General features: G+C 66.2%; 27 protein-coding genes. 13 read left to right on the plus strand and 14 right to left on the minus strand.

The window, feature by feature from the left end:
• Positions 1–238: 238 nt before the first annotated feature.
• The 3 genes from IFR23_RS08840 to IFR23_RS08850 are packed head-to-tail and all read left to right on the plus strand — an operon-like array spanning position 239 to position 3,827.
• Positions 239–1,591, plus strand: a complete 1,353-nt coding sequence (locus tag IFR23_RS08840; RefSeq protein ID WP_192975547.1) for an MFS transporter — start codon at positions 239–241, stop codon at positions 1,589–1,591.
• Positions 1,588–2,508 (plus strand): cysteine synthase A, encoded by a 921-nt coding sequence (cysK, locus tag IFR23_RS08845; protein ID WP_192975548.1) that lies wholly within the window; start codon positions 1,588–1,590, stop codon positions 2,506–2,508. Before IFR23_RS08840 ends, cysK begins: the two co-directional genes overlap by 4 nt.
• Positions 2,505–3,827 carry a cell wall hydrolase gene (locus IFR23_RS08850; RefSeq protein ID WP_342344907.1) on the plus strand — a complete coding sequence of 441 codons (1,323 nt, stop codon included), beginning with the start codon at positions 2,505–2,507 and terminating at the stop codon, positions 3,825–3,827. The genes cysK and IFR23_RS08850 overlap by 4 nt, the downstream gene beginning before the upstream one ends.
• A gap of 205 nt (positions 3,828–4,032) precedes the next feature.
• Here IFR23_RS08850 and IFR23_RS08855 read toward each other — a convergent pair whose 3' ends face one another.
• Genes IFR23_RS08855 through hisI form a run of 4 tightly spaced genes read right to left on the minus strand, consistent with a single transcriptional unit; the run spans position 4,033 to position 7,168 of the window.
• A complete protein-coding gene (locus tag IFR23_RS08855) occupies positions 4,033–5,835 on the minus strand; it encodes an acyl-CoA dehydrogenase C-terminal domain-containing protein (protein WP_192975549.1) in 1,803 nt (600 codons plus the stop codon).
• Between the two features lie 3 nt (positions 5,836–5,838).
• On the minus strand, positions 5,839–6,291 hold the full coding sequence (locus IFR23_RS08860; RefSeq protein WP_192975550.1) for a MerR family transcriptional regulator: 453 nt from the start codon (positions 6,289–6,291) through the stop codon (positions 5,839–5,841).
• Positions 6,292–6,323: 32 nt separating this feature from the next.
• Complete coding sequence (locus tag IFR23_RS08865; protein WP_192975551.1) at positions 6,324–6,809, minus strand: hypothetical protein; 486 nt, start codon at positions 6,807–6,809, stop codon at positions 6,324–6,326.
• On the minus strand, positions 6,806–7,168 hold the full coding sequence (hisI, locus tag IFR23_RS08870; protein WP_192144636.1) for a phosphoribosyl-AMP cyclohydrolase: 363 nt from the start codon (positions 7,166–7,168) through the stop codon (positions 6,806–6,808). The genes IFR23_RS08865 and hisI overlap by 4 nt, the downstream gene beginning before the upstream one ends.
• 120 nt (positions 7,169–7,288) lie before the next feature.
• Between hisI and purF the strand changes: the two genes are divergently transcribed.
• The gene (purF, locus tag IFR23_RS08875; RefSeq protein ID WP_192975552.1) at positions 7,289–8,746 is read left to right on the plus strand and encodes an amidophosphoribosyltransferase; all 1,458 of its coding nucleotides are present in this window, start codon (positions 7,289–7,291) and stop codon (positions 8,744–8,746) included.
• 16 nt (positions 8,747–8,762) lie between these two features.
• Complete coding sequence (locus IFR23_RS08880; RefSeq protein WP_192975553.1) at positions 8,763–9,473, plus strand: SDR family NAD(P)-dependent oxidoreductase; 711 nt, start codon at positions 8,763–8,765, stop codon at positions 9,471–9,473.
• An 81-nt stretch (positions 9,474–9,554) separates the two neighbouring features.
• Here the strand turns inward: IFR23_RS08880 and IFR23_RS08885 are convergent, their stop codons facing one another.
• The 3 genes from IFR23_RS08885 to IFR23_RS08895 all read right to left on the minus strand — a co-directional run bounded on the left by IFR23_RS08885 (position 9,555) and on the right by IFR23_RS08895 (position 13,221).
• Positions 9,555–10,799, minus strand: coding sequence for an SAM-dependent methyltransferase (locus IFR23_RS08885; RefSeq protein ID WP_192975554.1), 1,245 nt, complete (start codon positions 10,797–10,799; stop codon positions 9,555–9,557).
• Positions 10,800–10,923: 124 nt separating this feature from the next.
• Positions 10,924–12,285, minus strand: coding sequence for a cryptochrome/photolyase family protein (locus tag IFR23_RS08890; protein WP_192975555.1), 1,362 nt, complete (start codon positions 12,283–12,285; stop codon positions 10,924–10,926).
• Positions 12,286–12,318: 33 nt separating this feature from the next.
• Positions 12,319–13,221 (minus strand): histone deacetylase family protein, encoded by a 903-nt coding sequence (locus IFR23_RS08895; RefSeq protein ID WP_192975556.1) that lies wholly within the window; start codon positions 13,219–13,221, stop codon positions 12,319–12,321.
• A 74-nt stretch (positions 13,222–13,295) separates the two neighbouring features.
• On the opposite strand from IFR23_RS08895, the gene IFR23_RS08900 reads away from it, so the two are divergent.
• From IFR23_RS08900 to IFR23_RS08920, 5 genes are all read left to right on the plus strand, one after another.
• Positions 13,296–13,790 carry an RNA pyrophosphohydrolase gene (locus IFR23_RS08900; protein WP_192975557.1) on the plus strand — a complete coding sequence of 165 codons (495 nt, stop codon included), beginning with the start codon at positions 13,296–13,298 and terminating at the stop codon, positions 13,788–13,790.
• Positions 13,791–13,829: 39 nt separating this feature from the next.
• The gene (locus IFR23_RS08905; RefSeq protein WP_342344909.1) at positions 13,830–14,732 is read left to right on the plus strand and encodes a DUF481 domain-containing protein; all 903 of its coding nucleotides are present in this window, start codon (positions 13,830–13,832) and stop codon (positions 14,730–14,732) included.
• Between the two features lie 40 nt (positions 14,733–14,772).
• On the plus strand, positions 14,773–15,978 hold the full coding sequence (locus IFR23_RS08910; RefSeq protein ID WP_192975558.1) for a hydrolase: 1,206 nt from the start codon (positions 14,773–14,775) through the stop codon (positions 15,976–15,978).
• Complete coding sequence (locus IFR23_RS08915) at positions 15,975–16,991, plus strand: arginine N-succinyltransferase (RefSeq protein ID WP_192975559.1); 1,017 nt, start codon at positions 15,975–15,977, stop codon at positions 16,989–16,991. The genes IFR23_RS08910 and IFR23_RS08915 overlap by 4 nt, the downstream gene beginning before the upstream one ends.
• Before the next feature lie 95 nt (positions 16,992–17,086).
• Positions 17,087–17,305: a hypothetical protein gene (locus IFR23_RS08920; RefSeq protein WP_192975560.1), complete on the plus strand. Its 219-nt coding sequence runs from the start codon at positions 17,087–17,089 to the stop codon at positions 17,303–17,305.
• A gap of 8 nt (positions 17,306–17,313) precedes the next feature.
• Here IFR23_RS08920 and IFR23_RS08925 read toward each other — a convergent pair whose 3' ends face one another.
• The 3 genes from IFR23_RS08925 to cobU all read right to left on the minus strand — a co-directional run bounded on the left by IFR23_RS08925 (position 17,314) and on the right by cobU (position 19,383).
• Positions 17,314–18,195, minus strand: a complete 882-nt coding sequence (locus IFR23_RS08925; protein WP_244655540.1) for a Crp/Fnr family transcriptional regulator — start codon at positions 18,193–18,195, stop codon at positions 17,314–17,316.
• A 294-nt stretch (positions 18,196–18,489) separates the two neighbouring features.
• Entirely contained in the window at positions 18,490–18,723 is a 234-nt protein-coding gene (locus IFR23_RS08930; RefSeq protein WP_192975561.1) for a hypothetical protein, read from the minus strand.
• A gap of 102 nt (positions 18,724–18,825) precedes the next feature.
• Entirely contained in the window at positions 18,826–19,383 is a 558-nt protein-coding gene (gene cobU, locus IFR23_RS08935) for a bifunctional adenosylcobinamide kinase/adenosylcobinamide-phosphate guanylyltransferase (RefSeq protein ID WP_192975562.1), read from the minus strand.
• A gap of 80 nt (positions 19,384–19,463) precedes the next feature.
• Here cobU and IFR23_RS08940 point away from each other — a divergent pair, with 80 nt between their 5' ends.
• From IFR23_RS08940 to IFR23_RS08950, 3 genes are read left to right on the plus strand one after another with little or no spacing between them, the layout of a single operon-like run.
• Positions 19,464–20,450: a threonine-phosphate decarboxylase gene (locus IFR23_RS08940; RefSeq protein WP_342344910.1), complete on the plus strand. Its 987-nt coding sequence runs from the start codon at positions 19,464–19,466 to the stop codon at positions 20,448–20,450.
• Positions 20,443–21,381 (plus strand): adenosylcobinamide-phosphate synthase CbiB, encoded by a 939-nt coding sequence (gene cbiB, locus IFR23_RS08945; RefSeq protein WP_192975563.1) that lies wholly within the window; start codon positions 20,443–20,445, stop codon positions 21,379–21,381. Before IFR23_RS08940 ends, cbiB begins: the two co-directional genes overlap by 8 nt.
• On the plus strand, positions 21,369–22,841 hold the full coding sequence (locus IFR23_RS08950; RefSeq protein WP_192975564.1) for a cobyric acid synthase: 1,473 nt from the start codon (positions 21,369–21,371) through the stop codon (positions 22,839–22,841). The genes cbiB and IFR23_RS08950 overlap by 13 nt, the downstream gene beginning before the upstream one ends.
• Here the strand turns inward: IFR23_RS08950 and cobS are convergent.
• From cobS to IFR23_RS08970, 4 genes are read right to left on the minus strand one after another with little or no spacing between them, the layout of a single operon-like run.
• Entirely contained in the window at positions 22,803–23,534 is a 732-nt protein-coding gene (gene cobS / locus IFR23_RS08955) for an adenosylcobinamide-GDP ribazoletransferase (protein ID WP_192975565.1), read from the minus strand. The two genes, IFR23_RS08950 and cobS, sit on opposite strands and share 39 nt — an antisense overlap.
• Entirely contained in the window at positions 23,531–24,103 is a 573-nt protein-coding gene (locus IFR23_RS08960) for a histidine phosphatase family protein (protein WP_446740897.1), read from the minus strand. Before IFR23_RS08960 ends, cobS begins: the two co-directional genes overlap by 4 nt.
• Entirely contained in the window at positions 24,100–25,113 is a 1,014-nt protein-coding gene (cobT, locus tag IFR23_RS08965) for a nicotinate-nucleotide--dimethylbenzimidazole phosphoribosyltransferase (RefSeq protein WP_192975566.1), read from the minus strand. The genes IFR23_RS08960 and cobT overlap by 4 nt, the downstream gene beginning before the upstream one ends.
• A complete protein-coding gene (locus IFR23_RS08970; protein WP_121903134.1) occupies positions 25,110–25,517 on the minus strand; it encodes a DUF1636 domain-containing protein in 408 nt (135 codons plus the stop codon). Before IFR23_RS08970 ends, cobT begins: the two co-directional genes overlap by 4 nt.
• Between the last annotated feature and the right edge of the window lie 20 nt (positions 25,518–25,537).

Genomic DNA, 25,537 nt, shown 5'->3' on the forward strand with positions numbered 1-25,537 from the left:
CTATAGGCGCGGACGGGGCGGAACATCAATTCCCGTCTGGGGTATGTCGGTTCTCTCTCCCGTCATCCTGACGAAAGTCAGGATCCAGGATACCCAGATGCGGCCCTTCTGGGCTCTGGATCCTGACTTTCGTCAGGATGACGGCGTACGGAGGCGACGGTTCCGCCACTTCACTATCCTCAGCCCAAGCAAAGCTCCGGTTGCCCTTCCCGTTCGCCCACGCCTAAAGCCAATCGCAATGGACTCCACCGCAGACCCACACCAGCATCCCTTACGGATCGCCAATTTCCGCGCCTATTGGCTGTCCCGCTTCACCGGCACGATTGCCGTCAGCGCGATGTCGATCGTGATCGGGTGGCAGGTCTACAACATCGCCCGCGAGACGATGGACATCCGCCAGGCCGCCTTCATGCTCGGGATGATCGGGTTCGCGCAGTTCGTGCCGCTGTTCCTGCTGACCCCGATCACCGGCCTAGTCGCGGACAGCTTCGACCGGCGGTGGATCGTGCGGGGTACGACGACGCTGTTAGTGCTCACCGCCGCGACGTTGTGGTTGCTGACCTGGACGGGCCACCTCACGCTCGGTGTGCTGTTCGTCGCCGCCGTTGCGTTCGGCGTGGCGCGTGCCTTCTCGGGCCCGGCCTACTCAGCACTCGCCCCCAACCTCGTCCCCCGCGCCGTCCTCCCGACCGCGATCGCGATCAGTTCAATCGCTTGGCAGGTCGGCACGATCGCGGGCCCCAGCGTCGGTGGCCTCCTCTACGCGATCCACCCGGAGGTCGCCTACGGCGTCGCGACGATCCTGTTCGTCGTCGCGCTCCTCTTCATGTTCCTGATCGGCCCGGTGCCGCAGCCCGCGGCGCAGACCGACCACCGCCCGCTCGCCCGCATCATCGAGGGCTTCACCTATGTCCGTCGCAACCGTCTGGTCCTGGCGACGATCACGCTCGACCTGTTCGCGGTACTCCTCGCCGGCGCGACGTCGCTGCTGCCGGTCTATTCGCGCGATATCCTCCACGTCGGCTCGCAGGGGCTCGGCGTTCTCGCGGCGGGCATGGGCATCGGCGCGGCAGTGACCGCGATCTGGTTCTCGTTCCGCCCGATGAGCACCAATGTCGGCGTCAAGATGCTGATCGCCGTCGTCGTGTTCGGCCTCGCGATCCTCACCTTCGGCATCGCCACGCCGATCGTAAACCTGCTCGGCATCGCGCCCGGCACGATCGGCGGCATCCCCGTCCAGCCCGCCTTCGTCCTCAGCCTCGTCGCGCTGATCGTCGCGGGCGGCGCGGACATGATCTCCGTCTATGTCCGCCAGTCGCTGATCCAGCTGCATACGCCAGACGCGATGCGCGGCCGCGTCAGCGCGGTGTCGCAGCTCACCATCTCGGCCTCGAACGAACTGGGCGAATTCGAGAGCGGCGTGATGGCGTCGCTGCTCGGCCCGGTCGGCTCAGTGGTGTTCGGCGGCGTCGGTGCTATTGCGATCACGATCGGCTGGGCGCGACTGTTCCCGGAACTAGGCCGCGCGAAAACCTTTGATCCCCCAGAGATCCTAGAGACCGAACCCGAACACGGAGAAGCCAAGCCATGAAGGCCAACTCGATCCTCGATACGATCGGCAACACGCCGCACGTCCGCCTGTCGAAGCTGTTCCCCGAATCCGAAGTCTGGGTGAAGTCCGAGCGCTCGAACCCCGGCGGCTCGATCAAGGACCGCATCGCGCTCGCGATGATCGAGGCTGCCGAGAAGGACGGCCACCTCCAGCCCGGGGGCACGATCATCGAGCCGACCAGCGGCAACACCGGCATCGGCTTGGCGCTGGTCGCCGCGGTAAAGGGGTACAAGATCGTCCTCGTCATGCCCGAGAGCATGTCGATCGAACGCCGCCGCCTGATGCTGGCCTATGGCGCGACGTTCGACCTGACCCCGCGCGAGAAGGGCATGAAGGGCGCGATCGAGCGCGCGAAGGAACTAGTCGAGCAGACGCCCGGCTCATGGATGCCGCAGCAGTTCGAAAATCCTGCGAACATCGCCGTGCATGTCGCTACGACCGCACAGGAAATCCTCGCCGACTTCCGCGAAACGCCGATCGACGTGATAATCACCGGCGTCGGCACCGGCGGCCACATCACCGGCGTCGCCGAGGCGCTGAAGAAGGAATGGCCGTCGCTCAAGGTCTACGCGGTCGAGCCCGCCGCCTCGCCGGTGATCGCCGGCGGCCAGCCCGGCCCGCACCCGATCCAGGGCATTGGCGCTGGGTTCATCCCGGTCAATCTGCACACGCAGGCGCTCGACGGCGTGATCGAGGTCGACGCTGCGGTGGCCAAGGATATGGCGCGTCGATCGGCGACCGAAGAGGGCATGCTGGTCGGTATCAGCTCGGGCGCGACGCTCGCAGCGATCCTTCAGAAGCTGCCCGATCTGCCTGACAACGTTCGGGTTCTCGGGTTCAACTACGATACCGGCGAGCGCTATCTGTCGGTCCCGGACTTCCTGCCCGAACAGTGACAACAGAGCTTTCTGCGCGCGGCACGACGGTGCTGCGCGCCACTCTCGTCGGCATCTCCGCGCTGGCGATCGTCGGGCCTGCGCTGGTCGTCGCCAACCCGCCCACGATCGTCCACGCCTCGAAGCGGGTGAAGCTGCCCGTGGGCCGGGTCGTGCCGCAAGCCGAAGTGCCTGAGGTCGAGCCCGTCAAGTTCGTCGATCTCAGCCCCGAAGACGCGCGTGCGTTCAACGCGACCGTGCCGTTCTCGACCGATCCCAACCCGGCGGCGCGGCCGTTCCGCTTTGCCGGCGGGCCGGAGGATCTGGCGCGCGCGACGGACTGCATGGCGGCGGGGATCCTCTACGAAGCGGGCGACGACACGCTTGGCGAGCGCGCGGTCGCGCAGGTCGTGCTCAACCGTCTGCGCCACCCGGCCTTCCCGAAGACCGTATGCGGGGTCGTGTTCGAGGGGCAGGACCGTTCGACCGGCTGCCAGTTCAGCTTCAGCTGCGACGGTGCGCTAACTCGCTGGCATCCGACCGACGACGCTTGGCGCCGCGCGCGCGAAGTGGCTGCGGCGTCGTTGTCCGGGGCGGTGTTCAAGCAGGTCGGCTATGCCACGCATTACCATACCGACTGGGTGGTGCCGTACTGGCAGTCGAGCCTCGACAAGATCACCGCGGTGAACACGCATCTGTTCTTCCGCTGGTCGGGCTGGTGGGGCACGCCGCCGGCGTTCGGGCGTCACCCGGAGACCGTCGAGCCCGTGATCGCGCAGCTCGCCGAGCTGTCGGACGCGCACAAGACCGACGCTGCGTTGGCTGAGGCGGATGCGGCGCTGGCGGAAGCCTCGATCGCGATGGGGTTTGGACCGGTTACCGAGACGACACCTGCTCCCGCGGAGCCAGTCGATGGCGATACGATCCTCGTGGCTCTGCCCCGAGGCCGGACCGCCGACGGACTTACTGCGCTCGCGGCGCAGGCGTGCGGGGACAAGCTGTTCTGCCGGTACATGGCATGGACCGACGGCAGCAAGGCAGCGACATCGCTCCCGTTGGCCCCGGCACAGACGGCGGCGCTCAGTTTCAGTTATCTGCGGGATCGGGCCAGCGGCTACGAGAAGTCGCTCTGGAACTGCCGCCAGTTCAAGCGCACCGACCCAGCTCAGTGCGTGAAGGTCCAGGCGACGTTGACTGCGGTGCCGGTACCGGTTGTTGCCCCGCCGGGCTCGGTTCCCGCGACGGCCGAACTGAACGGCGTACGGCGCAAGCCCACCGCAACCACTTCGCCTCCTATGACTACGGTTGCGCAGACGCCAGCCACCGCTGGGCTCAAATAGCCGCTAAGCCCCGTTCGTGCCGAGTAGAGACCGAGTAGCCCGCAGGGCGTATCGGGAGCTCATATCGAGGTACAATCACCGCCCGGTCATGTCCTTCGATACGCGCTCTCTACAAGCTCGATCGCTACTCGGGACGAACGGGTGGGTTTGGTAGTGCTTATTCGGGATAGGCGGCGGACCGCTCCGACAATCCGCCCCCATCCAATCAGGCGGCCATGAACATCTCGGGCGGCAGCGCCATCAGCGACTCCGCACCACCCTCGATCTTCCGGCGCAGCGCACCCGCATCCGGCAGGATCCGCTCGGCGTAGAAGCGCGCGGTCACCAGCTTGGCGTCGAGGAACGCAGCCTCGCCCTCGCCCGCCGCCTTCAGCTTGGTCGCAGCGACCGCCATCCGCAGCCACATCGTGCCGACCGCGACGATGCCCATCAGGTGCATGTAGCTGACCGCACCCGCGCCGACGTTCTCGGGGTTCTTCATGCCGTTCGCCATGAACCACATCGTCGCCGCCTGAAGCTGGCCGTTGGCCTTCTCCAGCGCCTCGGCAAACGTCGCCGTCGCCTGCTCGCCCTTCGCCGCCGCGACGTCGTCGGCCACCAGCTTGAAGAACGCCTGGATCCCGCGCCCGCCATTCTGCGCGAGCTTGCGCCCGACCAGATCCATCGCCTGCACGCCGTTGGTGCCCTCGTAGATCATCGCGATCCGCGCATCGCGGACATACTGCTCCATGCCCCACTCGGCGATATAGCCATGGCCGCCGTAAACCTGCTGCGCGTTGGTCGCGATCGCATAGCCCATGTCGGTGCCATAGCCCTTGATGACCGGGGTCAGCAGGCTGATGATGTCGCCTGCCAGCTGACGCTCTTCCTCGGTCTCGGCATGATGCTCGAGATCGGCCTGAAGCGCGGTCCACAGGATCAGCGCCCTCAGGCCCTCGGTCAGCGACTTGCCCTCCATCAGCATGCGGCGGATGTCGGGATGGACGAACAGCGTGTCGGCCTTCTCCTGCGGCTCCTTCGGCCCGGTCAGCGCACGGCCCTGGCGACGATCCTGCGCATACTGGACGGCGTTCTGGTAGGCGACTTCCGCCACACCGAGACCCTGGAGGCCGACGCCGAGACGCGCGGCGTTCATCATGATGAACATCGCGGCGAGGCCCTTCATCTCCTCGCCGACCAGCCAGCCAGTCGCCGAATCATAGTTCATCACGCAGGTCGAATTCGCGTGGATGCCCATCTTGTGCTCGATCGACCCACAGGTGACGCCATTGCGCGCACCGAGCGAACCGTCTTCGTTCACCAGGAACTTCGGCACTACGAACAGCGAAATGCCCTTCGAGCTGTCCGGCGCGCCCGGCGTCTTGGCCAGCACGAGGTGGATGATGTTCTCGGTCAGGTCATGCTCGCCTGACGAAATGAAGATCTTCGTACCGGTGATCGCGTACGAGCCATCCGCCTGCGGCTCGGCCTTGGTGCGGATCAGGCCCAGATCGGTGCCGCACTGCGGCTCGGTCAGGTTCATCGTCCCGCCCCATTCGCCCGACACCATCTTCGGCACGTACATCGCCTTCTGCGCGTCCGAACCCTTTGCGATCAGCGCGGCGATCGCGCCGTGCGTGAGCCCTGGATACATCGCGAACGCCATGTTCGACGAGATCATGTATTCCTGGAACGCGGTCGACACGACGTGCGGCATACCCTGCCCGCCATATTCCGGCTGGTTGCCAAGCGTCGCCCAGCCGCTCTCGACATACTGCTTATACGCTTCCTTGAAGCCGTCCGGCGTCGTCACCGAGCCGTCCTCGTGCCGCGTGCAACCCTGCTGGTCGCCCGACAGGTTGAGCGGGAACAACACTTCGGCGACGAACTTGCCGCCTTCTTCGAGCACCGCGTCGACGACGTCGGGCGAGGCCGCATCGAAGCCGGGGAGATTATTATAGCGATCGAGGCCGACGACATGCTCGAGGACGAAACGCGTGTCGCGGACGGGGGGCGTATACTGAGGCATGGTTTATCCTTGGTTGTCCTGGGCGCGGCTCACTTGGAGGAGGGCCACGAAACTAGTGAGTTCGTCGATGGCGAGATCGATGTCGCGCTTCTGTGCGGTCAGCAGCGCGATCCGCGCCTGGCTGCGCTCGATCACGACCTGGCGCTGCGCACGCCGACCATCGCCGAGATCGTAGAGGTCGATCATCTCGCGGATTTCGCCGAGGCTGAACCCGACGCGCTTGCCGCGCAGGATCCAGGCGAGACGCGCGCGGTCGCGGTGCGAATAGATGCGCTGCGTGCCGCGACGCTCGGGCGCGATCAGGCCCTCGTCCTCGTAGAACCGCAACGCCCGCGCGGTGACGTCGAACTCGGCGGAGAGGTCGGAGATCGTGAAGCTCTCGCGATCATGCCGCGGCTCGATCACCGCGTAGGACTGCGGGGTCGCCTGCAATCGAGGGGATGCTTGTGTCGCCATCCCCGGAGAAATAACTCTCGTTTACGTCAACGTCAATTCCCGCACAGCAACTTTCCCTTCGTCGACCGTAGCGTCGCAGCCTCCGATCGCGATTCGCTCTGGCGGTCGACGGTCAGCGCCGCGAGCGAGGCACGGCCGGTGCAGAGCGACTCGCAGGCTTCGGGGACTTCGGCGGGAAACACGATCCGATCGCCGTCGAAGCGCGCGTCGAACTTGCAGATGCCGAACGCGAGTTTCAGCGCATCGCCCGACCGCTCGACGGTCCCCGACGCCGCGCACGCCTGGTCCTCGCCATAGTCGACGCTGACGCCGACCCGCGCGATCTTCTCTGTACCGACGACACAGACGCGGTCCGTATCGCGCGCCCACGATCCTTGCAGCGGCGCGTTCGGGTCAGGTACGATTCCCGCAGTCTCCGCCGCAGCTTCGAGCCGAGCCCCCGCGCTGTCCGCCACAGCAGTCGTCGGCTCGCGCCCACACCCCCCGAGCATGAGCGCGAGCAACAACACCCGCTTCATTCGGCCGGCACCAGCTTGCCCCCTTCGATCCGCCGGAAGAAGCAGGTGCGCTCACCGGTATGGCATGCCGGCCCTGCCGCATCGACGATCACCCATACCGCATCCTGGTCGCAATCGATCCGCAGTTCGGCGACACGCAGCACGTTCCCCGACGTCTCGCCTTTCTTCCAGAGCTTTTCGCGGCTCCGCGACCAGAAATGCGCCTCGCCGGTCGCCTGCGTCTCCGCCAGTGCCTCGGCATTCATATGCGCGACCATCAGCACGTCGCCCGATACGCGATCGGTGACCACCGCGGTCAGGAGCCCGGCGGAATCGAATTTCGGATCGAGCGTCAGGCCCGTGTCGCGGCTGTGTGTCATGGCCCGGATATACCCGAAACCCGGCCCGATGCGACCAGCAGCACGCAATGTTATTACAAACAGGCGACAAGCCCGCGAACCGCTCGTATAGGGCGGCTTCCGCACGACGTGAGATCCGGCATGCTGACGACCAATCCTTTCGATGACGACAAACTCCGCGAAGAATGCGGGGTGTTCGGCGTCTCCGCCACCGATGGCGCAGCCGCGCTCGTAGCCCTGGGGCTGCACGCGCTGCAGCACCGCGGTCAGGAAGCCGCCGGCATCACGACCTTCGACGGCGCGCATTTCCACACGCACCGCGCGATGGGTCACGTCGCCGGCAACTTCGACCGCGACGACGTGATCCGGTCGCTGCCGGGCACCGTCGCCTGCGGGCATGTCCGCTATTCGACGACCGGCGAGACCGCGCTGCGCAACGTCCAGCCGCTCTATGCCGAGCTGTCGACCGGCGGCTTCGCGATCGCGCATAACGGCAACATCTCGAACGCGATGCGGCTGCGTCGCGAGCTCGTCCGCCGCGGTTCGATCTTCCAGTCGACCAGCGATACCGAGACGATCATCCACCTCGTCGCGACCTCGAACTACCGGACGTTGCTCGATCGCTTCATCGATGCGTTGAAGCAGATCGAAGGCGCGTATTCGCTGATCGTGATGACGCCCGAGGGCATGATCGCCTGCCGCGATCCGCTCGGTATTCGCCCCCTAGTGATGGGCAAGCTGGGCGATGCGGTGATCTTCGCCTCCGAGACGGTCGCGCTCGACGTCGTCGGCGCGACCTTCGTCCGCGCGATCGAGCCGGGCGAGCTGGTCATCGTCCAGGGCTCCGAGATCCGCTCGATCCGCCCGTTCGCGCCGATGGCAGCGCGGCCGTGCATCTTCGAGTGGGTGTATTTCTCGCGCCCCGATTCGATCGTCGACGATCACTCGATCTATTCGGTCCGCAAAGCGATCGGCGCGCAGCTCGCGATCGAATCGCCGGTCGATGCCGACCTCGTCATCCCGGTCCCCGATTCGGGCACGCCGGCAGCGATCGGCTATGCGCAGCAATCGGGCATCCCGTTCGAGCTCGGCATCATCCGCTCGCACTATGTCGGGCGCACGTTCATCTCGCCGGGCGACAAGGTCCGCCACCTCGGCGTGAAGCTCAAGCACAACGCCAACCGTGCGCTGATCAAGGGCAAGCGCGTCATCCTCGTCGACGATTCGATCGTCCGCGGCACGACGTCGCTGAAGATCGTCGAGATGATGCGCGAGGCCGGCGCGGCCGAAGTGCATATGCGGATTGCCAGCCCGCCGACGCGGCATTCGTGCTTCTACGGCGTCGACACGCCGGAGCGCGAGAAGCTGCTCGCCGCCAAGCTCGATCTCGGTGGCATGACCGGGTTCATCCATGCCGACAGCCTCAACTTCATCTCGATCGACGGCCTCTACAAGGCACTCGGCGAGGCGAAGCGCGCGGATGTTCGTCCGAAATATTGCGATGCGTGTTTCACCGGCGACTACCCGACGACGCTGACCGACCATGACGAAGGCTCGGAAGTCGATCAGTTCGCGATGCTCGCCGAACGCGTCATCTGATACTCGCGGAGCCTATATGACGGACAAGCCTCTCGAAGGCCGGCTGGCGCTGGTCACCGGTGCCAGCCGCGGCATCGGCGCTGCGACGGCGATCGCGCTGGCAGCAAAGGGCGCGCACGTCGTCCTGACGGCGCGCACGCCCGGTGGTCTCGAGGAGGTCGAGGCGACGATCCACGCCGCTGGTGGTTCGGCGACGATCGCCCCGCTCGATCTGGCCGAGAGCGAAGCCATCGCGCGGCTGGCGACGGCAATCGGCAACCGCTGGGATGCGCTCGACATTTTGGTGCTTAACGCTGGCATGCTGGGCTCGCTGTCGTCGGTCCCGGCGATCGATCCGAAGGAAATGGCGCAAGTTCTGACGCTCAACGTCAGCGCGCAGGCGGCCATGATCGCCGCGTTCGACACGATGCTGAAGAAGGCCAAGTCGGCCAGAGTGATCGGCGTGACCTCCAGCGTCGGCCGCAAGCCTCGCGCGTATTGGGGCCTCTACGGCGCTTCGAAGGCTGCATTCGAGACACTGCTTGGCGCATACGGTGACGAGATGGCGGAGATTAGCGCCATCCGCACCGCAATCGTCGATCCCGGCGCGACGCGGACGAAGATGCGCGCGCGCGCTTATCCGGGCGAAGATCCGAACTCGGTCAAGGAACCGACTGTCGTGGCCGACCGCATCGTAGCTTTGGCGATCGAAGGCTTCGAAGCCGGTCACTTCGAGCGGGTCGGCTAACCGTTCTCCTGCGCAAGCAGGAGCCCAGAATCACAACCGCCACCGCCTGTTACCCTGAATTCCTGCGTTCGCAGGAAAACACTACCGCTTCACCAGCGTAACCTGCGCGACGTCGATCCCGCCGCCGAGAAACCCGCCCTCGCAATACATCAGATAGTAGCGCCACAACGCCACGAACCGCGCATCGAACCGCGCCGGCAACCGCCCTTCCGCGACCGCGGCATCGAACGCAACCCGCCACCGTCGCAACGTCTCGGCATAGTGCAGTCCGAACCCGCGCCGGTCCTCCCACGCGAGCCCCCACGCCTCCGCAAGCGCGCGAAACCGAGGCTCCGACAACAGCATCCCGCCCGGAAACACGTAGCGCTGGATGAAGTCGACACTCCGCGAATAGGAATCGAAGATCGCATCGTCGATTGAGATATACTGCAACGCCGCTCGCCCGCCCGGCTTCAACGCGCGCGCGATCGCGTCGAGATAGACCGGCCAATATTCCTCGCCGACCGCCTCGACCATCTCGATACTCGCGACCGCATCATAGGTGCCGGTGACGTCGCGGTAATCGGTCAGCGCCACCCGCACGCCGTCGAGCCCCGCTGCGCTGATCCGGTCGTCGACCTGCCGCTTCTGCTCCGTCGACAGCGTCAGCGCATGAACGCCGACACCCGCGCGCGCTGCCATCTCGGCGAACGATCCCCAGCCGCAGCCGATCTCCAGGATAGTGTCGCCTGCCCGCGCCCCAGTCCGGTCGAGGATCGCACGCAGCTTGGTCGCCTGCGCCGCCTCATGTGGTTCGGCGTCGTCGAACGGCTCGGCAAAGATCGCGCTCGAATAGGTCAGGCTAGGATCGAGCCACGTCTCGTAGAAGTCGTTGCCGAGATCGTAATGCGCCGCGATGTTCTTGCGCGAGCCAGTCGGGTCGTTGCGCCGCATCCGGTGCCACGCCCGCGCCGCCAGCCGCACCACGCCGCCCGACCGTGCCGAACTCCCGAGCGAGCGGCGGTTCCGCATGAACAGGTCGAACAGCGGCACCGGATCGGGGCTCGACCAATCGCCTGCCGTCCAGCCTTCGTACCAGCCGACCGACCCCGCGGTCGCCAACCGCACCAGCGCGCGCCAGCGGTGCAAGGTCACGACGGCCAAGGGCCCCGGAGCCCGTCCGCCGATCAGCCGCCGCGTGCCGTCGGGCAAGTGCGCGTCTATGCCGCCGCTCTCCAGCCCCGCGTCGATCCGGTCGAGCAGACGGTGAAACACCGGCGCGACGAGGCGCGCGACCGTGGAACCTTGCGCGGCGGGCACATCATCGAAAGCGGGAACGGCAGTCATCGCGGCGCTCCATGCAACACGGGCGGCGGCTAGGAAAGAGGCAGGCGTCAAACACTCGAACATGAGGCCAGCCGCTCACCCCTCCCAAACCGTCATCCTGACGAAGTGCGATAGTGGCCGCTACTCAGCGTGCGTGCCGCCCAGCCTCGAGCGCCCGCTCGCGGCCTTCGCGGTGGCCGACGATCTTTGCTGGATACGCCTTCGGTCGACAACCGGACTCGTCAGGATCATGAATCGCTTCGCCGGTCACCTTCGCCAATTCCGGCACCCATTCGCGAATATAATCCCCCGCATCGAACTTCTCCGACTGCGTCAGTGGCGCCATAATCCGCCCGAACATGTTCGAATCCACCCCGGTCCCCGCCACCCACTGCCAGTTCACCGAATTATTCCCGTAATCCGCATCGACGAGGCAGTCCCAGAACCAGCGCTCGCCCTCGCGCCAGTCGATCAGCAAATGCTTCACCAGGAAGCTCGCCGTGATCATCCGCACGCGGTTGTGCATCCAGCCGGTCGCCCAGAGCTGACGCATCCCCGCATCGACGATCGGATAGCCGGTCTCGCCCTCCTGCCACGCCTTCAGGTCCGCCTCGGCCTCCTTACCAGACCGCCAGGGCAGCTTGTCGAACTTGGGCCGACCGTTCGTATCGCCGTAATCCGGCATCGTCAGCACGACGCCATCGGTGAAATCGCGCCACGCCAGTTCCTTGCGAAACGTGGTCGCATCGCCGTGACCATCGACCGCGTGCCACACTGCACGCGGCGAGATCTCGCCGAAATGCAGGTGCGGCGACAGGCGCGAGGTGCCCTCGATCGACGGCATGTTGCGATCGACGTCATACGCCTCGACGATCGGTGCCATCGCCTTCGCGTTCTTCAACGCCTGCGCCTCGCCCGGCGTCCAGTCGCCGAATCCGGTCGACCAGTCCGGCTTGGTCGGCAGGAGGTCCCAGTCCGCTAGCGTATCGCTCTTCGGCCATTTCGACGGCGCGGGGATCGTCCGCGGCGCAGGCTCGGGATCACCCGGCGGCATCATCTGGTTGAGCGCCTTCCAGAACGACGAATACACCTTGAACTGCCCGCCCGATCCCGTCTTCACATCCTCGACGCGGGCAAGATGGTTGCCGTCATGCAGGCACAGCCTATCGCCAAGCGCCGCCTCAGCCTTGCGCCACCAAGGCTCGTAGTGCCGGATCGCATGCACCTGCTCGGCGCCGGTCTCCTGCATCAGGGTCGTCAACACTTCGACCGCATCGCCGCGTCGCAAGACCAGCTTCGATCCCTTGCCCGCCAGCGACTTGGCAAACGAGTCGAGCGTGTGGTGCAGCCACCACCGCTGAGCGCCGCCCATCTTCCATTTGCCCGGCGCGTCGTCGTCAAGCACGTAGACCGGGATCACCGGTCCGGCATGCGCGGCGGCGATCAGCGCGGGGTGATCGTGAAGGCGGAGGTCCTGGCGCAGCCAGAGAAGAACAGGTGTCGTCATCGCATCCCCAACGCAGCAACCCGCGATCCAGCATCACGCCGCTGCGAAAGTTTCCCCCAGCGTCATGATTGCCGCCACGTGCCGCTCGGCGATCGCGAGCGCATCCTCGCCGTAACCACCGCCCACCGTGCTCGCGAGCGGCACGCCGCGCGCAATCGCAAGGCTAGCGACAAGCCGTTCTCGCCGGGCCAAGCCATCCAGGGTCAGCGCCAACCGCCCGAGCCGATCACCCTCGAATGGATCCACGCCCGCCTGATACAGGATCAGCTCAGGCCGAAACTCATCGAGCAACGGCACCAGGGTCGCCTCCAGCGTCGCCAGATACGCCTCATCGCCGACCTTGTCCGGCAACGGCACGTCGACCGTCGAGCGCGCCTTCCGCGCCGGAAAGTTCTTCTCCGCATGGATCGAATAGGTCGCGATCTCCGGCCGCCCCGCGAGCAGCGCCGCGGTCCCGTCGCCCTGATGCACATCGCAGTCGACGACTAGCACGCGCCCCACCCGCGCCTCGTCGATCAGCCGCGCCGCCGCCACCGCGAGATCGTTGAACACGCAGAACCCCGCGCCGGTGTTCGCCAGCGCATGATGGCTCCCGCCCGCCGTATTCGCCGCGAACCCGTGCTCCAGCGCAAGGCACGCCGCGAGCCACGTCCCGTGCGGCACGATCGCCGCGCGCGACGCCACCGCCGCCGTCACCGGGAACCCGATCCGTCGCTCCTTCTCCTTCGGCACGTCCGCCCGGAGCACCTCGGCGACGTAGTCCTCATCATGCACCGCCTCCAGCCACGCAGTCGGCGTCGTCTCGGCGCGGTGCCACGCGACTGCATCGCCCTTTTCGAGCAGCAGGTCGCGGATCAGCCCGTTCTTGTTCCAGCGATAGGTCGAGCGCGCCGGCGCGGGGGTGACATAGTCGGGATGGTGGACGACATGGATCATGCTCCGTAGGTAGGAGCGCGCCTGCCGACCCCCAAGTTGCCCGAGCCCCAAGCCCCTACGTTGCGGAGACTATTTTGACCGACGTTTCGACCCTGCCCTACCGTCCCTGCGCCGGCATCATGCTCGTGAACGCGGACGGCAAGATCTTCGTTGGCCAGCGCAACGATTCGCCGCTGGAGGCGTGGCAGATGCCGCAGGGTGGGATCGATCCGGGCGAGGATGCCGAAGCCGCCGCGCTGCGCGAACTCGGCGAAGAAACCGGCGTCATGCCCGACAAGGTCGAACTGATCGCCGAAGCGCCCGGCGAGTTCGTCTACGACCTTCCCCCCGAACTGCTGGGGAAAGTGTGGAAGGGCAAATGGCGCGGCCAGACGCAGCGGTGGTTCCTCTACCGGTTCCTTGGCACCGACGCCGACGTGAACATCGCCACCGACCACGAAGAATTCCGTGCATGGCGCTGGAGCGATCCCGCCGACCTGCCGCGGTTGATCGTGCCGTTCAAGAAGACGCTCTACGAACAGGTACTCGCCGCCTTCGCGCCACATCTCGGCGCAACCTCGACACGCTGAGCAGTTCCCAATCCGTCACCCTGCCGTTACGGAACGGCTGTGCGCCGCTTAGCCCCTCTCCTGCTCGCCCCATTGCTGCTGGCGAACGCGCCCGATCCGCAATCGGTGATGATCCCCGAGACGATCCGCGCGATGCTCGACGCGGCGCTGGAGGCGGGTAACGAGGCGGACGTCAACACGATCGCCAAATACGCGCGAGCTGCCGATCCGCTCAGCGGCGACGCGGTGCTGGCGATCGCCGAGAAGTGGAAGGCCGACCGCGCCGAACAACGGACGCAGGTCATTCGCCAAGCCAGTTTCCTTGATCTGTGGAGCGGCAGGGCGGAAGTCGGCGGCTATCTGACGACCGGCAATTCCGACACCGCCGGCGGCACCGCCGTGCTCGACCTCAACCGCGAGGGCCTTCGCTGGCGTCACAAATTCCATGCTCAGGCCGATTATCAGTCCAACCTGAACATCACGACGCGCGAGCATTACCTCGCCTCGTACGAACCCAACTACAAGGTCGACGACCGCGCCTATATCTACGGTGTCGCGCAATATGAGGGCGATCGGTTCCTCGGTTATTTCAATCGCTATTCGACCTCGGTCGGTGCCGGCTACAGCCTTATCAAGACCGCCGGCACCAAGCTCGATCTCGAACTCGGGCCGGCATACCGGCACACCGAGTTCACCGACGACACCACGCAGAGCAGCCTCGCGGCACGCGGTACCGCGAATTTCAGTATCCGCATCCTCAGCGGCCTGTCGGTCAGCCAGGTCGCGTCGGCCTATGTCCAGCGCTACAACAGTACGCTCAGCGGCACGACCTCGCTGAACGCCAAGCTGATCGGCCCGCTTTCGGCAGCGCTGTCGTACAGCGTCCAGTATGAAAGCGAGCCGCCGATCGGCTCGGTCTCGACCGACACCACCAGCCGCGCCTCGCTGGTCTACAGCTTCTGACGCTGTTCCCACGCGCGCCCGGCCTCGCTAGGGTCGCGCGATGAGGGGACTTTCAACGATAGAGCGCGATGCCGTCGACACTGCGGGCGCCGTTCCGATGTTGGCGCAGGTCGAAGCGTGGGCGGCCGTCAACAGCGGCACGCGCAACCTTGCCGGGCTGGCGACGATGGCCGGATTGCTGGGCGACGCGTTCGCGGTCCTGCCGGGCGAGATCGCGCTGGTCGAGTCGACCCCGGTCGACAACGTCGGTTCCGATGGCGTGGTTTCGGCGATCGAGCACGGCAAGCACCTGCACCTCGTCGTGCGCCCCGATGCGCCGGTTCGCATGCTGTTCACGGGCCATATGGACACCGTCTATCCGGTCGATCACGCGTTCCAATCGCTGCAATGGCTCGACGACGGCCGTCTGAACGGTCCCGGCGTCGCCGACATGAAGGGCGGGTTGGCGGTGATGCTCGCCGCGCTCCGGGCGGTCGAGGCCAGCCCCCTGGCTGCGCGGATCGGCTACGATGTCGTCATCAACTCCGACGAAGAAACCGGCTCCTTCTCGTCTGCCGCGTTGCTCGCCCGCGCCGCGCACGGCAAGGTGGCCGCGCTGACCTACGAACCCGCGCTTGCCGACGGGACTCTCGCCGGCGCACGCGGCGGTACGGGAAACTTCTCGATTATCGTCCATGGCCGCAGCGCGCATGCCGGCCGCAATCCCGAAGACGGTCGCAACGCGCTCGTTGCAGCCGCCGATATTGCAGTACGGCTATCGAAGGTCCGCGGCCCCCGGCTCGCGGTGAACCCGGCGCGTATCGAGGGCGGCGGCCCGAACAACGTCGTCCCCGACCTCGCCATCCTCCGTATCAACTTTCGCCCCGCGACGCTCGACGATATCGCGCGCGCCCAGTCGCACATCGACTCCGCGGTCGCGATGGTCGCCGCCGAGCACGACGTGCGCATCGAGGTCCATGGCAGCTTCAACCGCCCCCCCAAACCGATCGACGACGGCGCCGCGCGCCTGTTCGACCTCGTCAAAGCATCCGGCGCGGACCTTGGCCTCGACATCGCCTGGAAAGCGACCGGCGGCGTCTGCGACGGCAACAACATCGCCGCCGCCGGCGTGCCGGTGGTCGACACGATGGGCGTCCGCGGTGGCGCGATACATTCGACCGACGAGTTCATGATCCCCGACAGTCTCGCCGAGCGCGCGGCGCTGTCGGCAGTCACCATATTGCGTATCGCGGAGGGCCGCTTGTGAGTTTCAGGATCCGGGCCGCGGTCGACGACGACCTTCAGCATCTCTACGAGATGGCCAAGCTGACCGGCGGTGGTTTCACCAATCTGCCGCCCGATCGCCGCGCGCTCACCGCCAAGCTCGAACGCAGTCACGCGGCCTTCGCGCGCACCGACGGCCCGCTGCAAGACGAGCTGTTCGTGCTGATCCTCGAGAACATCGAGACCCGCGAAGTTCGTGGCACATGTCAGATCTTCACGCAGGTCGGCCAAAGCTACCCGTTCTACAGCTACCGGATCGGCCAGCTGACCCAGCACAGCAAGGAACTCAACCGCACCTTCCGCGCCGACATGCTGTCCCTCGCCACCGATCTCGAAGGCGCCAGCGAAGTCGGCGGGCTGTTCCTGCACCCTGGAGAGCGTGCCGGGGGACTTGGCCTGTTGCTAGCCCGCAGCCGCTACCTCTTCATAAAGATGCACCGCGCCCGCTTCGCCGACCGCATCCTCGCCGAGCTACGCGGCGTGATCGACGAGGCCGGCGGATCGCCGTTCTGGGATGGTCTAGCAGGACGCTTCTTCGGGATGAATTTCCAGGACGCGGATCAGTTCAATGCGATCAACGGGCATCAGTTCATCGCCGATCTGATGCCCAAGCACCCGATCTACACCGCGATGCTCACCGAGACCGCGCGCGCCGCGATTGGCTTGCCGCATCCCTCGGGGCGCGCGGCGATGCGGATGCTGGAGAACGAAGGCTTCGCGTTCGAGAACTATGTCGACATCTTCGACGGCGGCCCGACGATGACCGCGCGCACCGACCGCGTCCGGTCGATCGCCGATGCGCGTGAGGACGCTATCGTCGGGATCGAAGGCAACGGTGGAACGCAATCACTGGTGGCAACCGGCCAACTCGCAAACTTCCGCGCTGCGTTCGGTTGCGTTCGGGAGACGAGCGACGGTGTAATTCTGTCGGAAGATTGCGCGCGAACACTACGCGTCGACAAAGACGACCGCGTGGTCCACGTCCCCCGACTCTGAACGCTCACCGTCGGGTTAATTTACAATTAACCATCCTACGTGACACGGAAAACGCCGGTTTCCGCCGTTGGTACGCATCTTGCTGGGCGGCGGGAATGTGGAATCGATTTGCTCGCCTCTTCATCATCAAGACGAAGTTCGAGGCCTTTCTCGTGATTTACGGCCTCGGTCTCGGCGCGGTCGAACGCGGCCGCCATTATCTCGATCTCTATCCGGGATATGGCGGCTGGCTGTTGTTCGCGGCATGTCCGGTTGCCGTCTTCATGGCCGGCGGGCGGATCATCGACTCGCTCGATCACGCCCGCAACGGCTAGCTCGCACGCTAGTTCTTCTGCTGCGCCAGATGCAGGTACCGGCTCGAGAAGTCGGCTAGTTCGCGCAGCGCATCCCATTGCGGAAACCCGATGCGGCGGCGGTTACGGCTGATCAACCCGTCGGCTTCCAGCGACTTGATCGTCCGGTTGACGTGAACCGCCGTCAGACCGAGCGCGTCACCGAGCTGTTCCTGGCTCATCGGCAATTCATAGCCGTGCTCCCCCGTAAGCCCCTGCATATCCAGCCGGATGGCGAATTCGCAGAGAAAGTGCGCAAGCCGTGACCGTGCATCGCGTCGACCGATGTTGAGGATCCATTCGCGGAAGATCGAACCCTCGACCAGCGTATTGACGAAGATCGCGTTGCCGATGGACGCGCGTTCGCGAGCCAGTTCACGCAGCGCGGTGCGTGGAATCGTCGCGACCTCCGCGCGCGTCAGGGTCTGAACATTGTGGTCGGCAACGTCGAGAAACAGATGCTGGAAATCCAGCGCTTCACCCGGAATATGGAGCGACACGATCTGTCGCATTCCTGCTCCGGTCAGCTTCTGACGATAGGCGAACCCCGACAACAGTACCGCGCATTGTTCGGGCGCATCTCCCTCTCGCACCAGATACGAAGAAGGCTCGAACGTTTTCAGCGTGTAGGGAAGCGCGAACAATGCGGCGCGGTCGTCAGCGTCCAGAACGGCATGCGTTTCCAGCTTTCGGACCATCAGCGCCAAGGGGCTCGGCAAGCCGGCCATTAGTGTTCTCCCGCGATTATCGGGGCGGGAGCACATGCATCTCTCGGCCGTCAGTGCCCAAAATATCGCCTGACGATAAATCGTTTTAACATACCCGTGGTGGTTTTGTTTCAATATTTGTTGCGAGAACCGAACGAAACTCAATTAATTTCGTTCGCTCGGCAAATATAGGGGGATTAATACGATCGCAGGGCTTTGAAAGCAGCAAACGCCTGGCTAACTATTTAGGTAGATTATACGAGTCCAACGAACAAATGTTTTATCTAAGTTGCGATGTACTCTTGATTTCTGGCTTCCGCGCGCGAGTTTCAGTTCTCTACGCATCCTCCTCAACCGCGGAGTTAGGGCATGACGTTCGCGCGCAAGACCCTTTACGCCCGATGGCCTGGCTCGCTGGTCCGTGGAAAATCGCGCTGCGGCCCGTCCTGGCCGGCAACGTCAAATAGACAGCGGCGTCAGGTCTGTTTGCAGTGGAGATGCGCTCGTGTCGGAAACCGAGGCGGAGTTCGCCCCGTCATCGAGCTCTGTCAGCGCCGCATGAACGCAATCGATACAGTCGCTTAGCTTGGCACCAAGCATGGCATTGTCGCCTTCATCGGCAATCCGCAACGCCTCTTCGATCAGAAACGCCATGGATTTCAACCGTGCGATCGTCTGCGCTTCGCTATGCATCACGCCCCCGTTTTCTGCCGTGTCATCCTATGCTCGCCTACCACACAAAAGCCAACTGGAACGGATGGGAAACGATCGTTCGCGTCCTTCCGGCTCGCGGTATCATTCCGGGCGCGCTCCCTTCCAGCGCTGTGCGAGACCCGCCATGACCATATCGACGGAGTCGACTTGAGCGGCGATGCGCTGATGCAGCAGCCCTGCCGCGTCGCGAAAGCGGCGGGCCAGCGCGTTGTCGGGGACGATCCCCTGCCCGACTTCGTTCGAGACGAGAATGACACGCCCCTTCAACCCGGCGATCGCCTTCACCAGATCATCCGTTCGCGCCGCGATCGCCTCGTCGGCGAGCAGCAGGTTCGACACCCACAGCGTCAGGCAATCGACGAGCATGACCACGTCGCCACCGTCCTCCGTCGCCAACGTCGCGGCGAGGGCGATCGGTGCCTCGACCGTCTGCCAGCGCGCGTCGCGATCCGCGCGATGCCGGATGATCCGATCTTCCATCTCGCCATCGAACGCCTGCGCGGTCGCGACATAGACGAGCCGAGCGCCGGCCTGATCCGCCGCCGCTTCGGCAACTGCCTGCGCATGGCGGCTCTTGCCGGACCGCGCGCCCCCCAGCACGAACAGGCTTTTCCCGAACGGGGCCCCAACCGATTGCATCCCGCCATCTCCTTCGTGCTTGCGGCTCGCGACCGGAATGACGATGACGCCTGCAAGATCAAGCGAAAGCGCCCGATCGAGTGAAAGACCCTATGAACGCGCTGCGCATCCACGGCGGACGGATCGATATCGCCGCCGCTCTTTATCCCGACGCGCCGCGCCCCTGGCTCGATCTGTCGACCGGGATCAATCCGTGCGCCTGGACCGCCGCCCCCCTGCCCGCGGTCGATCTTCATAGCCTGCCCTCGCCCGCCGACCTGCAGACGCTGGAAGCGACCGCTGCCGCAGTGTTTAGCACGAGCGCGGACCGTGTCGTCGCGTTGCCCGGCAGCGAGGTTGGTTTGCGGCTGCTGTCCCAGCTCGATCTGCCCGCGCCCGTCCGGTTCGTGACGCCAAGCTACGCCACGCATGCCGACGCTATCCCCGGCGCAATGCCGATCGCCCGCGCCGGAATCGATACGGTCGACGATGGCACGCTGTTGCTGGCCAACCCCAATAATCCGGACGGCCTGCTCGACGCGCCCGATCGGCTGGTGGCAGTTGCGCGCAAGGGCGTGTGGCTGGTGGTAGACGAAGCCTTTGCGGACGTTGCGCCGGATACGAGCATCGTCCCCCTGCTTTCGCGCGACGATCGCGCCATCGTGTTCCGGTCTTTCGGTAAGTTCTTCGGCCTGCCGGGCATCAGGTTGGGCTTCATGATCGCGCCACCGTTGCAGGCGGCCCAGATGCGCCGACAGTGGGGAAGCTGGCCGGTATCCGCGCATGCCGTCGCCTATGGCAACGCCGCGTACCGTGACACCAACTGGATCGCGCAGGCCCGCGGGTCGATCCTGGACCGTGCTGCGCGGCTCGATGCCTTGCTGTCCGATCACGGTCTGCGGGCCAGTGGTGGTTGCGCGCTGTTTCGCCTGATCGACACCGACGATGCCGAGGCGCTGTTCGTGCGGCTCGCACGCGCTGGCATCCTCACGCGAACCTTCGACCATTCGCCGCGCTGGCTCCGTATGGGCGTGCCGGGGGACGAAGCAGCGTTTGAGCGGCTGGACCGAGCGCTCTCGCATGGCTGAACCCATCGCAGCGCTTGCGATCATCGTCGACATTGCAATCGGCTGGCCTGCGGCGCTCTACGCCAAGGTCGGGCACCCGGTCGGCGGGTTCGCACGGTTGATCGGCTGGGCGGAAACGCGCTGGAACCGTGCCGTTTCTTCAAGCGCGACCCGCCGTGCTGCCGGCGTCCTGACGATCGCGTTGGTCATCGCAGTAGCCGCAGGTGGCGCGTGGCTGCTCGCCGAGCTTGCCCAGATCGCGCTCGGCCACGCCGCATGGATAGCCATCGGCCTGATGGCCGCCCCCGGCCTCGCGATCCGGAGCCTCTACGACCACGTCGTGCCGATCGCTCGCGCATTGCAAGGCGCCGATCTCGAAACGGCGCGCGCGCGCGTCGCGATGATCGTGGGACGGGACGTCGCGACGCTCGACGAAGCTGGAGTCGCCCGCGCCGCAATCGAGAGCCTCGCGGAGAGTGTCTGCGACGGCGTGGTCGCACCGCTGTTCTGGTTGTTGGTCGCCGGCGTGCCCGGCCTCTGGGCGTACAAGGCGATCAACACCGCCGACAGCCTGATCGGGCACCGCGAGGACCGCTGGCGTGCGTTCGGCTGGGCGGCGGCACGCACCGACGATATCGCCAATCTGATCCCTGCACGGATCAGTGGCGCGCTGCTCTGCATCGCCGCCGGTGGCGGCTGGCGAACGATGCTGCGGGACGCGTCGAAGCATGCCTCGCCCAATGCCGGCTGGCCCGAGGCAGCGATGGCGGGCGCGCTCGACCTGCGCCTGGCTGGGCCGATCGCCTATGATGGCCTCGTCGCCGACAAGCCCTATATCGGCGACGGCCGCGTCGACGTATCGGTGGTGGACCTCAACGACGCGCTCGGCATCTATCGCCGAGCCTGCATCCTTCTCCTCTTTATCGCCGGAGCGATCGCATGGCTGCTCTGATGTTGCAGGGAACCGGCTCGGACGTCGGCAAGTCGGTGCTGGTCGCGGGACTCTGCCGTGCGTTCGCCAATCGCGGGCTGTCGGTCCGCCCGTTCAAGCCGCAGAACATGTCGAACAACGCCGCCGTCACCGCGGATGGCGGCGAGATCGGCCGGGCGCAGGCCACCCAGGCGATCGCGTGCCGGGTTCAACCGAGCGTCGACATGAACCCGGTGCTGCTGAAGCCGCAGGGCGACCGCACCTCGCAACTTATCGTCCGTGGGCAGGTCCGGGGCACGCTCGCCGCGGCACGCTGGCGAGAAGGCCGGGCCGGCTTGCTGGTCGACGTCCTCGACAGCTTCGAACGCCTGTCGACAGGCTGCGATCTGGTCGTCGTCGAGGGCGCGGGCAGCCCCGCCGAGATCAACCTGCGCGACGGCGATATCGCCAATATGGGTTTCGCGCGCGCCGCCGACGTCCCCGTCATCCTGGTCGGCGACATCGATCGTGGCGGCGTCATCGCGTCGCTGGTCGGTACGCGCGCGGTGATCGATCCAGCCGACGCGGCGATGATCCACGGCTTTCTCGTCAACAAGTTCCGCGGCGATCCTGCGCTCTTCGACGACGGCTACCGCGCGATCGAGGCGCGCAGCGGGTGGCGCGGCTACGGCGTCGTGCCGTGGCTCGCCGACGCCGGCCGGTTGCCGAGCGAGGATGCAGTAATCCTCGAACGCCCCGCCGCGTCAGCCGCACGGCGAGTGACGATCGCCTGCCCGATCACGCCACGGATAGCCAATTTCGACGATCTCGATCCGCTCCGGCTCGAACCCGGCGTATCGCTGCTGATGATACCGCCCGGCACTGCGATCCCCGATGTCGACATGATCATCCTCGCCGGATCGAAGGCGACGATCCCCGATCTCGCTTTCGTGCACGCGCAGGGCTGGGACATCGACATCCGCGGGCATCATCGTCGCGGCAAGCCGGTGCTCGGGCTCTGCGGCGGCTATCAGATGCTCGGACGCAGTATCGCCGACCCGCACGGGATCGAGGGCCCGGCGGGCACCGTCGAAGGGCTCGGATTACTGGACATCGACACGATCCTAACCGCGACGAAGACGCTCGAACGCGTCGAGGGCATCGCGGGCGGTGCGCGGTTCGCAGGCTATGAGATGCACATGGGCGAAACCCACGGCGCCGGCTTGGCCCAGCCCGTTGGCCATCGCGCGGACGGCAGCCCGGAAGGTGCGATCAGCGCGGACGGGCTCGTCGCCGGCAGCTACGTCCACGGCCTGCTGGCGCTTGCCGAACAGCGGGCGGTCTGGCTCGCGCGGATCGGCGTCGATGCGGTCGGGCCCGATCACGGCGCCTCGATCGACGCGGCGCTCGACGCGATCGCGGCAACGCTCGAACGCCACCTCGATCTCGACGCGATGCTGGCTTTAGCGCAGCGTGCCGGTCATGACGCCACCAACGGCTAGCGCGAGCAGCACCCCGGTCTCGGCGATCTCGATCCCGGCACCATAGGCATCGCCGGTCACGCCGCCGAGCGTCCGCCGCAACCACGCCGCCACGCCGAGCAACAGGAACGGAACGATCACCAGCGCCGGAGCCATCACCGCCGCCAACGCCAGCACCAGTCCCCAGCCGATGAGGTCCTGCCGCCGCACCGCACCCGCGATCGCCGCCCCCAGGCCGCCCGCCCGGATCGGCGGCAACATCCTGGCCCAGGCGAGCGGCCCCATCCGCGCCGCAAACGGCACGAGGATGACGACCCACCAGCCTGCCATCCCGACCGCATGCAGCAGCACCAGCTTGGCGATCATCTGGCTGACGATCGCGACGACGCCGAAGCTGCCGATATGCGGATCCGCCATCACGGCGAGTAACCGCGTCCGATCGCCGTGCGCCGCGCCCAGGCCGTCGGCGAGGTCAGCCAGCCCGTCGAGATGCAGAGCGCCGGTGATCGCGACCCACGTCAGTAGCGCAGCGCAGGCGCCCGTCCACGGATCGATCAGCGCGCCAAGCCATCCGGCCACCGCGACCATCACGCCGACTGCCAACCCGACGATCGGGTAGAAGCGTATCGCCTCGGCAAAACCGCTCGGCCCGACGGTCACGCGCGGCATCGGCAGGCGCGTCAGGAAGCCGAACGCTACGATCAGCCGCCTCATGTCGCGAGCCCGACGATCTGGACGGTCCGCTCGTCTCCAGGCCAGATCCGCAGCGACACGAGCGACGCATAGGGCAGGTCGAACGCCCAGATCTGTCGTCGATCGAACCCGCACAGATCCGCGAGCGCCGCGCGGATCGCGCCGCCATGCGTGACGATTAGCGTCGCCGCCGGGGGCACATCGGCAAGCGCATCGTGCACGCGGCCTTGGAGCGCAGACCAGCGCTCCCCGCCCGGTGGAGGCGCCGCGTCTGGATCGTCATAAAACTGCGCCAACGCCGTCGGATCGACCTCCGCGGGCTCGAGCCCATCCCAGGCCCCGAAATCGAGCTCGCGCCACCGCGGGTCGACATCGACCTCGATCGCCCGAGAGGCGGCGATCGCCCGCGCACAGTCGCGTGTCCGGGCAAGGTCCGACGTCACGATGCGCGCGACGTCGAGCGTCGCCGCCCGTGCCAGACAGGCGGCAATGCCCTGAACCGTCACCGATGCGTCGGTCCGTCCGAGCAGCAGCCCTTCTCGTGTCGGTGCGCCATGCCGCATCAGGTACAGCATGTGCGAGCCGGTCACGCGACCGAGACCCCCGCCTCGGCAAATGTCGCCATCTCGTCATGCGCCGCCAGCGCCGCGCGAACGAGCAACGTCGCAGTCGCCGCGCCGCTTCCCTCGCCGAGCCGCATGCCCAGCGACAACAGGGGATCGAGACCCAATGCCCGCAACAGGCGCGCATGACCCGGCTCGGCCGACACGTGGCCGGCAAGACAGTGTGCGAGGATATCCGGGCACGCAGCGGCGATCGGCGCGACCGCGGCACAGCATATGAAGCCATCGAACATGACGGGTACGCCAGCGAGGCGCGCCGCGAGGACCGCGCCTGCGATCGCCGCAAGTTCGCGACCGCCAAGCCTGCGTAGCGTCTCGAACGGGGTGGTCAGTGCGTCCCGGTGCAGCGCCAGCCCGGCCTCCACGGTCGCGATCTTGCGGGCCATGCCGTCGTCGTCGACTCCCGTACCGGGCCCGACCCAGTCGCGTGCCGATCCATCGAAGCTGGCGAGGCACAGCGCGGCGGCCGAGGTCGAGTTGCCGATCCCCATTTCGCCGAGCACGATCAGGTCGGGCGCATCCGCAACGACGGCGGCGCCCGCGTTGATCGCGGCGAGACATTCCTCCTCCGACATCGCCGGGGCGACGGTGAAATCGATCGTCGGCCGGTCGAGGTCGAGCGGGACGACTCTGAGATCGAGCCCCGCCGCGCGCGACAGCGCGTTGATCGCCGCGCCGCCATGCTCGAAATTGGCCACCATCTGCGCCGTGACGGAGGCCGGAAACGCACTGACGCCGCGATCGACGATGCCGTGATTACCCGCAAAGATCACCACCCGGCCGCGATCGAGCCGCGGGCGTTCATGGCCCTGCCAGCCGGCCATGAAGACGGCAATCTCTTCCAACCGCCCGAGCGAACCCGGCGGTTTGGTGAGTTGCCCCTGACGCGCCACCGCCGCCGATCGGGCGGCTTCGTCCGGCTGCGGCAACGCGCGCAAGGATGACAGAAATGCTCCGGCCGTCGAAAAGAAGGTCATTCCACGACGAACCCGGCGGGCGGCGTGCGCGTGATGAAGTGGCCCTTCACCCCCTGCGGCCATTGCTTGAACGGCACCTGCCCGAACGCGCTCTCGCCGTAGAGCCGCGCGTAATCGAGGATCGCACGCGCGGCGTCTTCGGTCGGCTCGAATCTGCCGAGCACATAGCCAACCTTGGCGGGCGCGCGGAGGTGGATCGTGCAGAAATCCTGGCACGCGAACAGGCACGGCATCTCCTGCACCGCGACGTCGGCATAAGCCGGATCGCTCGCCTGCACCGCCTTCAGCGCGCTGACCAGCCGCGCGCCGCCGCGTTGGCCGTGCTCGTCGTCGCGCGCATCGGTGGAATGGCGGCACGTATTGCACGCGACTACCGCGACGCCGTCTTCGACCGGCTTCAGCATGTCCGTTCCCGGACGATCTC

Origin of the sequence: Sphingomonas sp. CFBP 13603 (assembly GCF_014892665.1) — a bacterium.
Taxonomy (GTDB): domain Bacteria; phylum Pseudomonadota; class Alphaproteobacteria; order Sphingomonadales; family Sphingomonadaceae; genus Sphingomonas.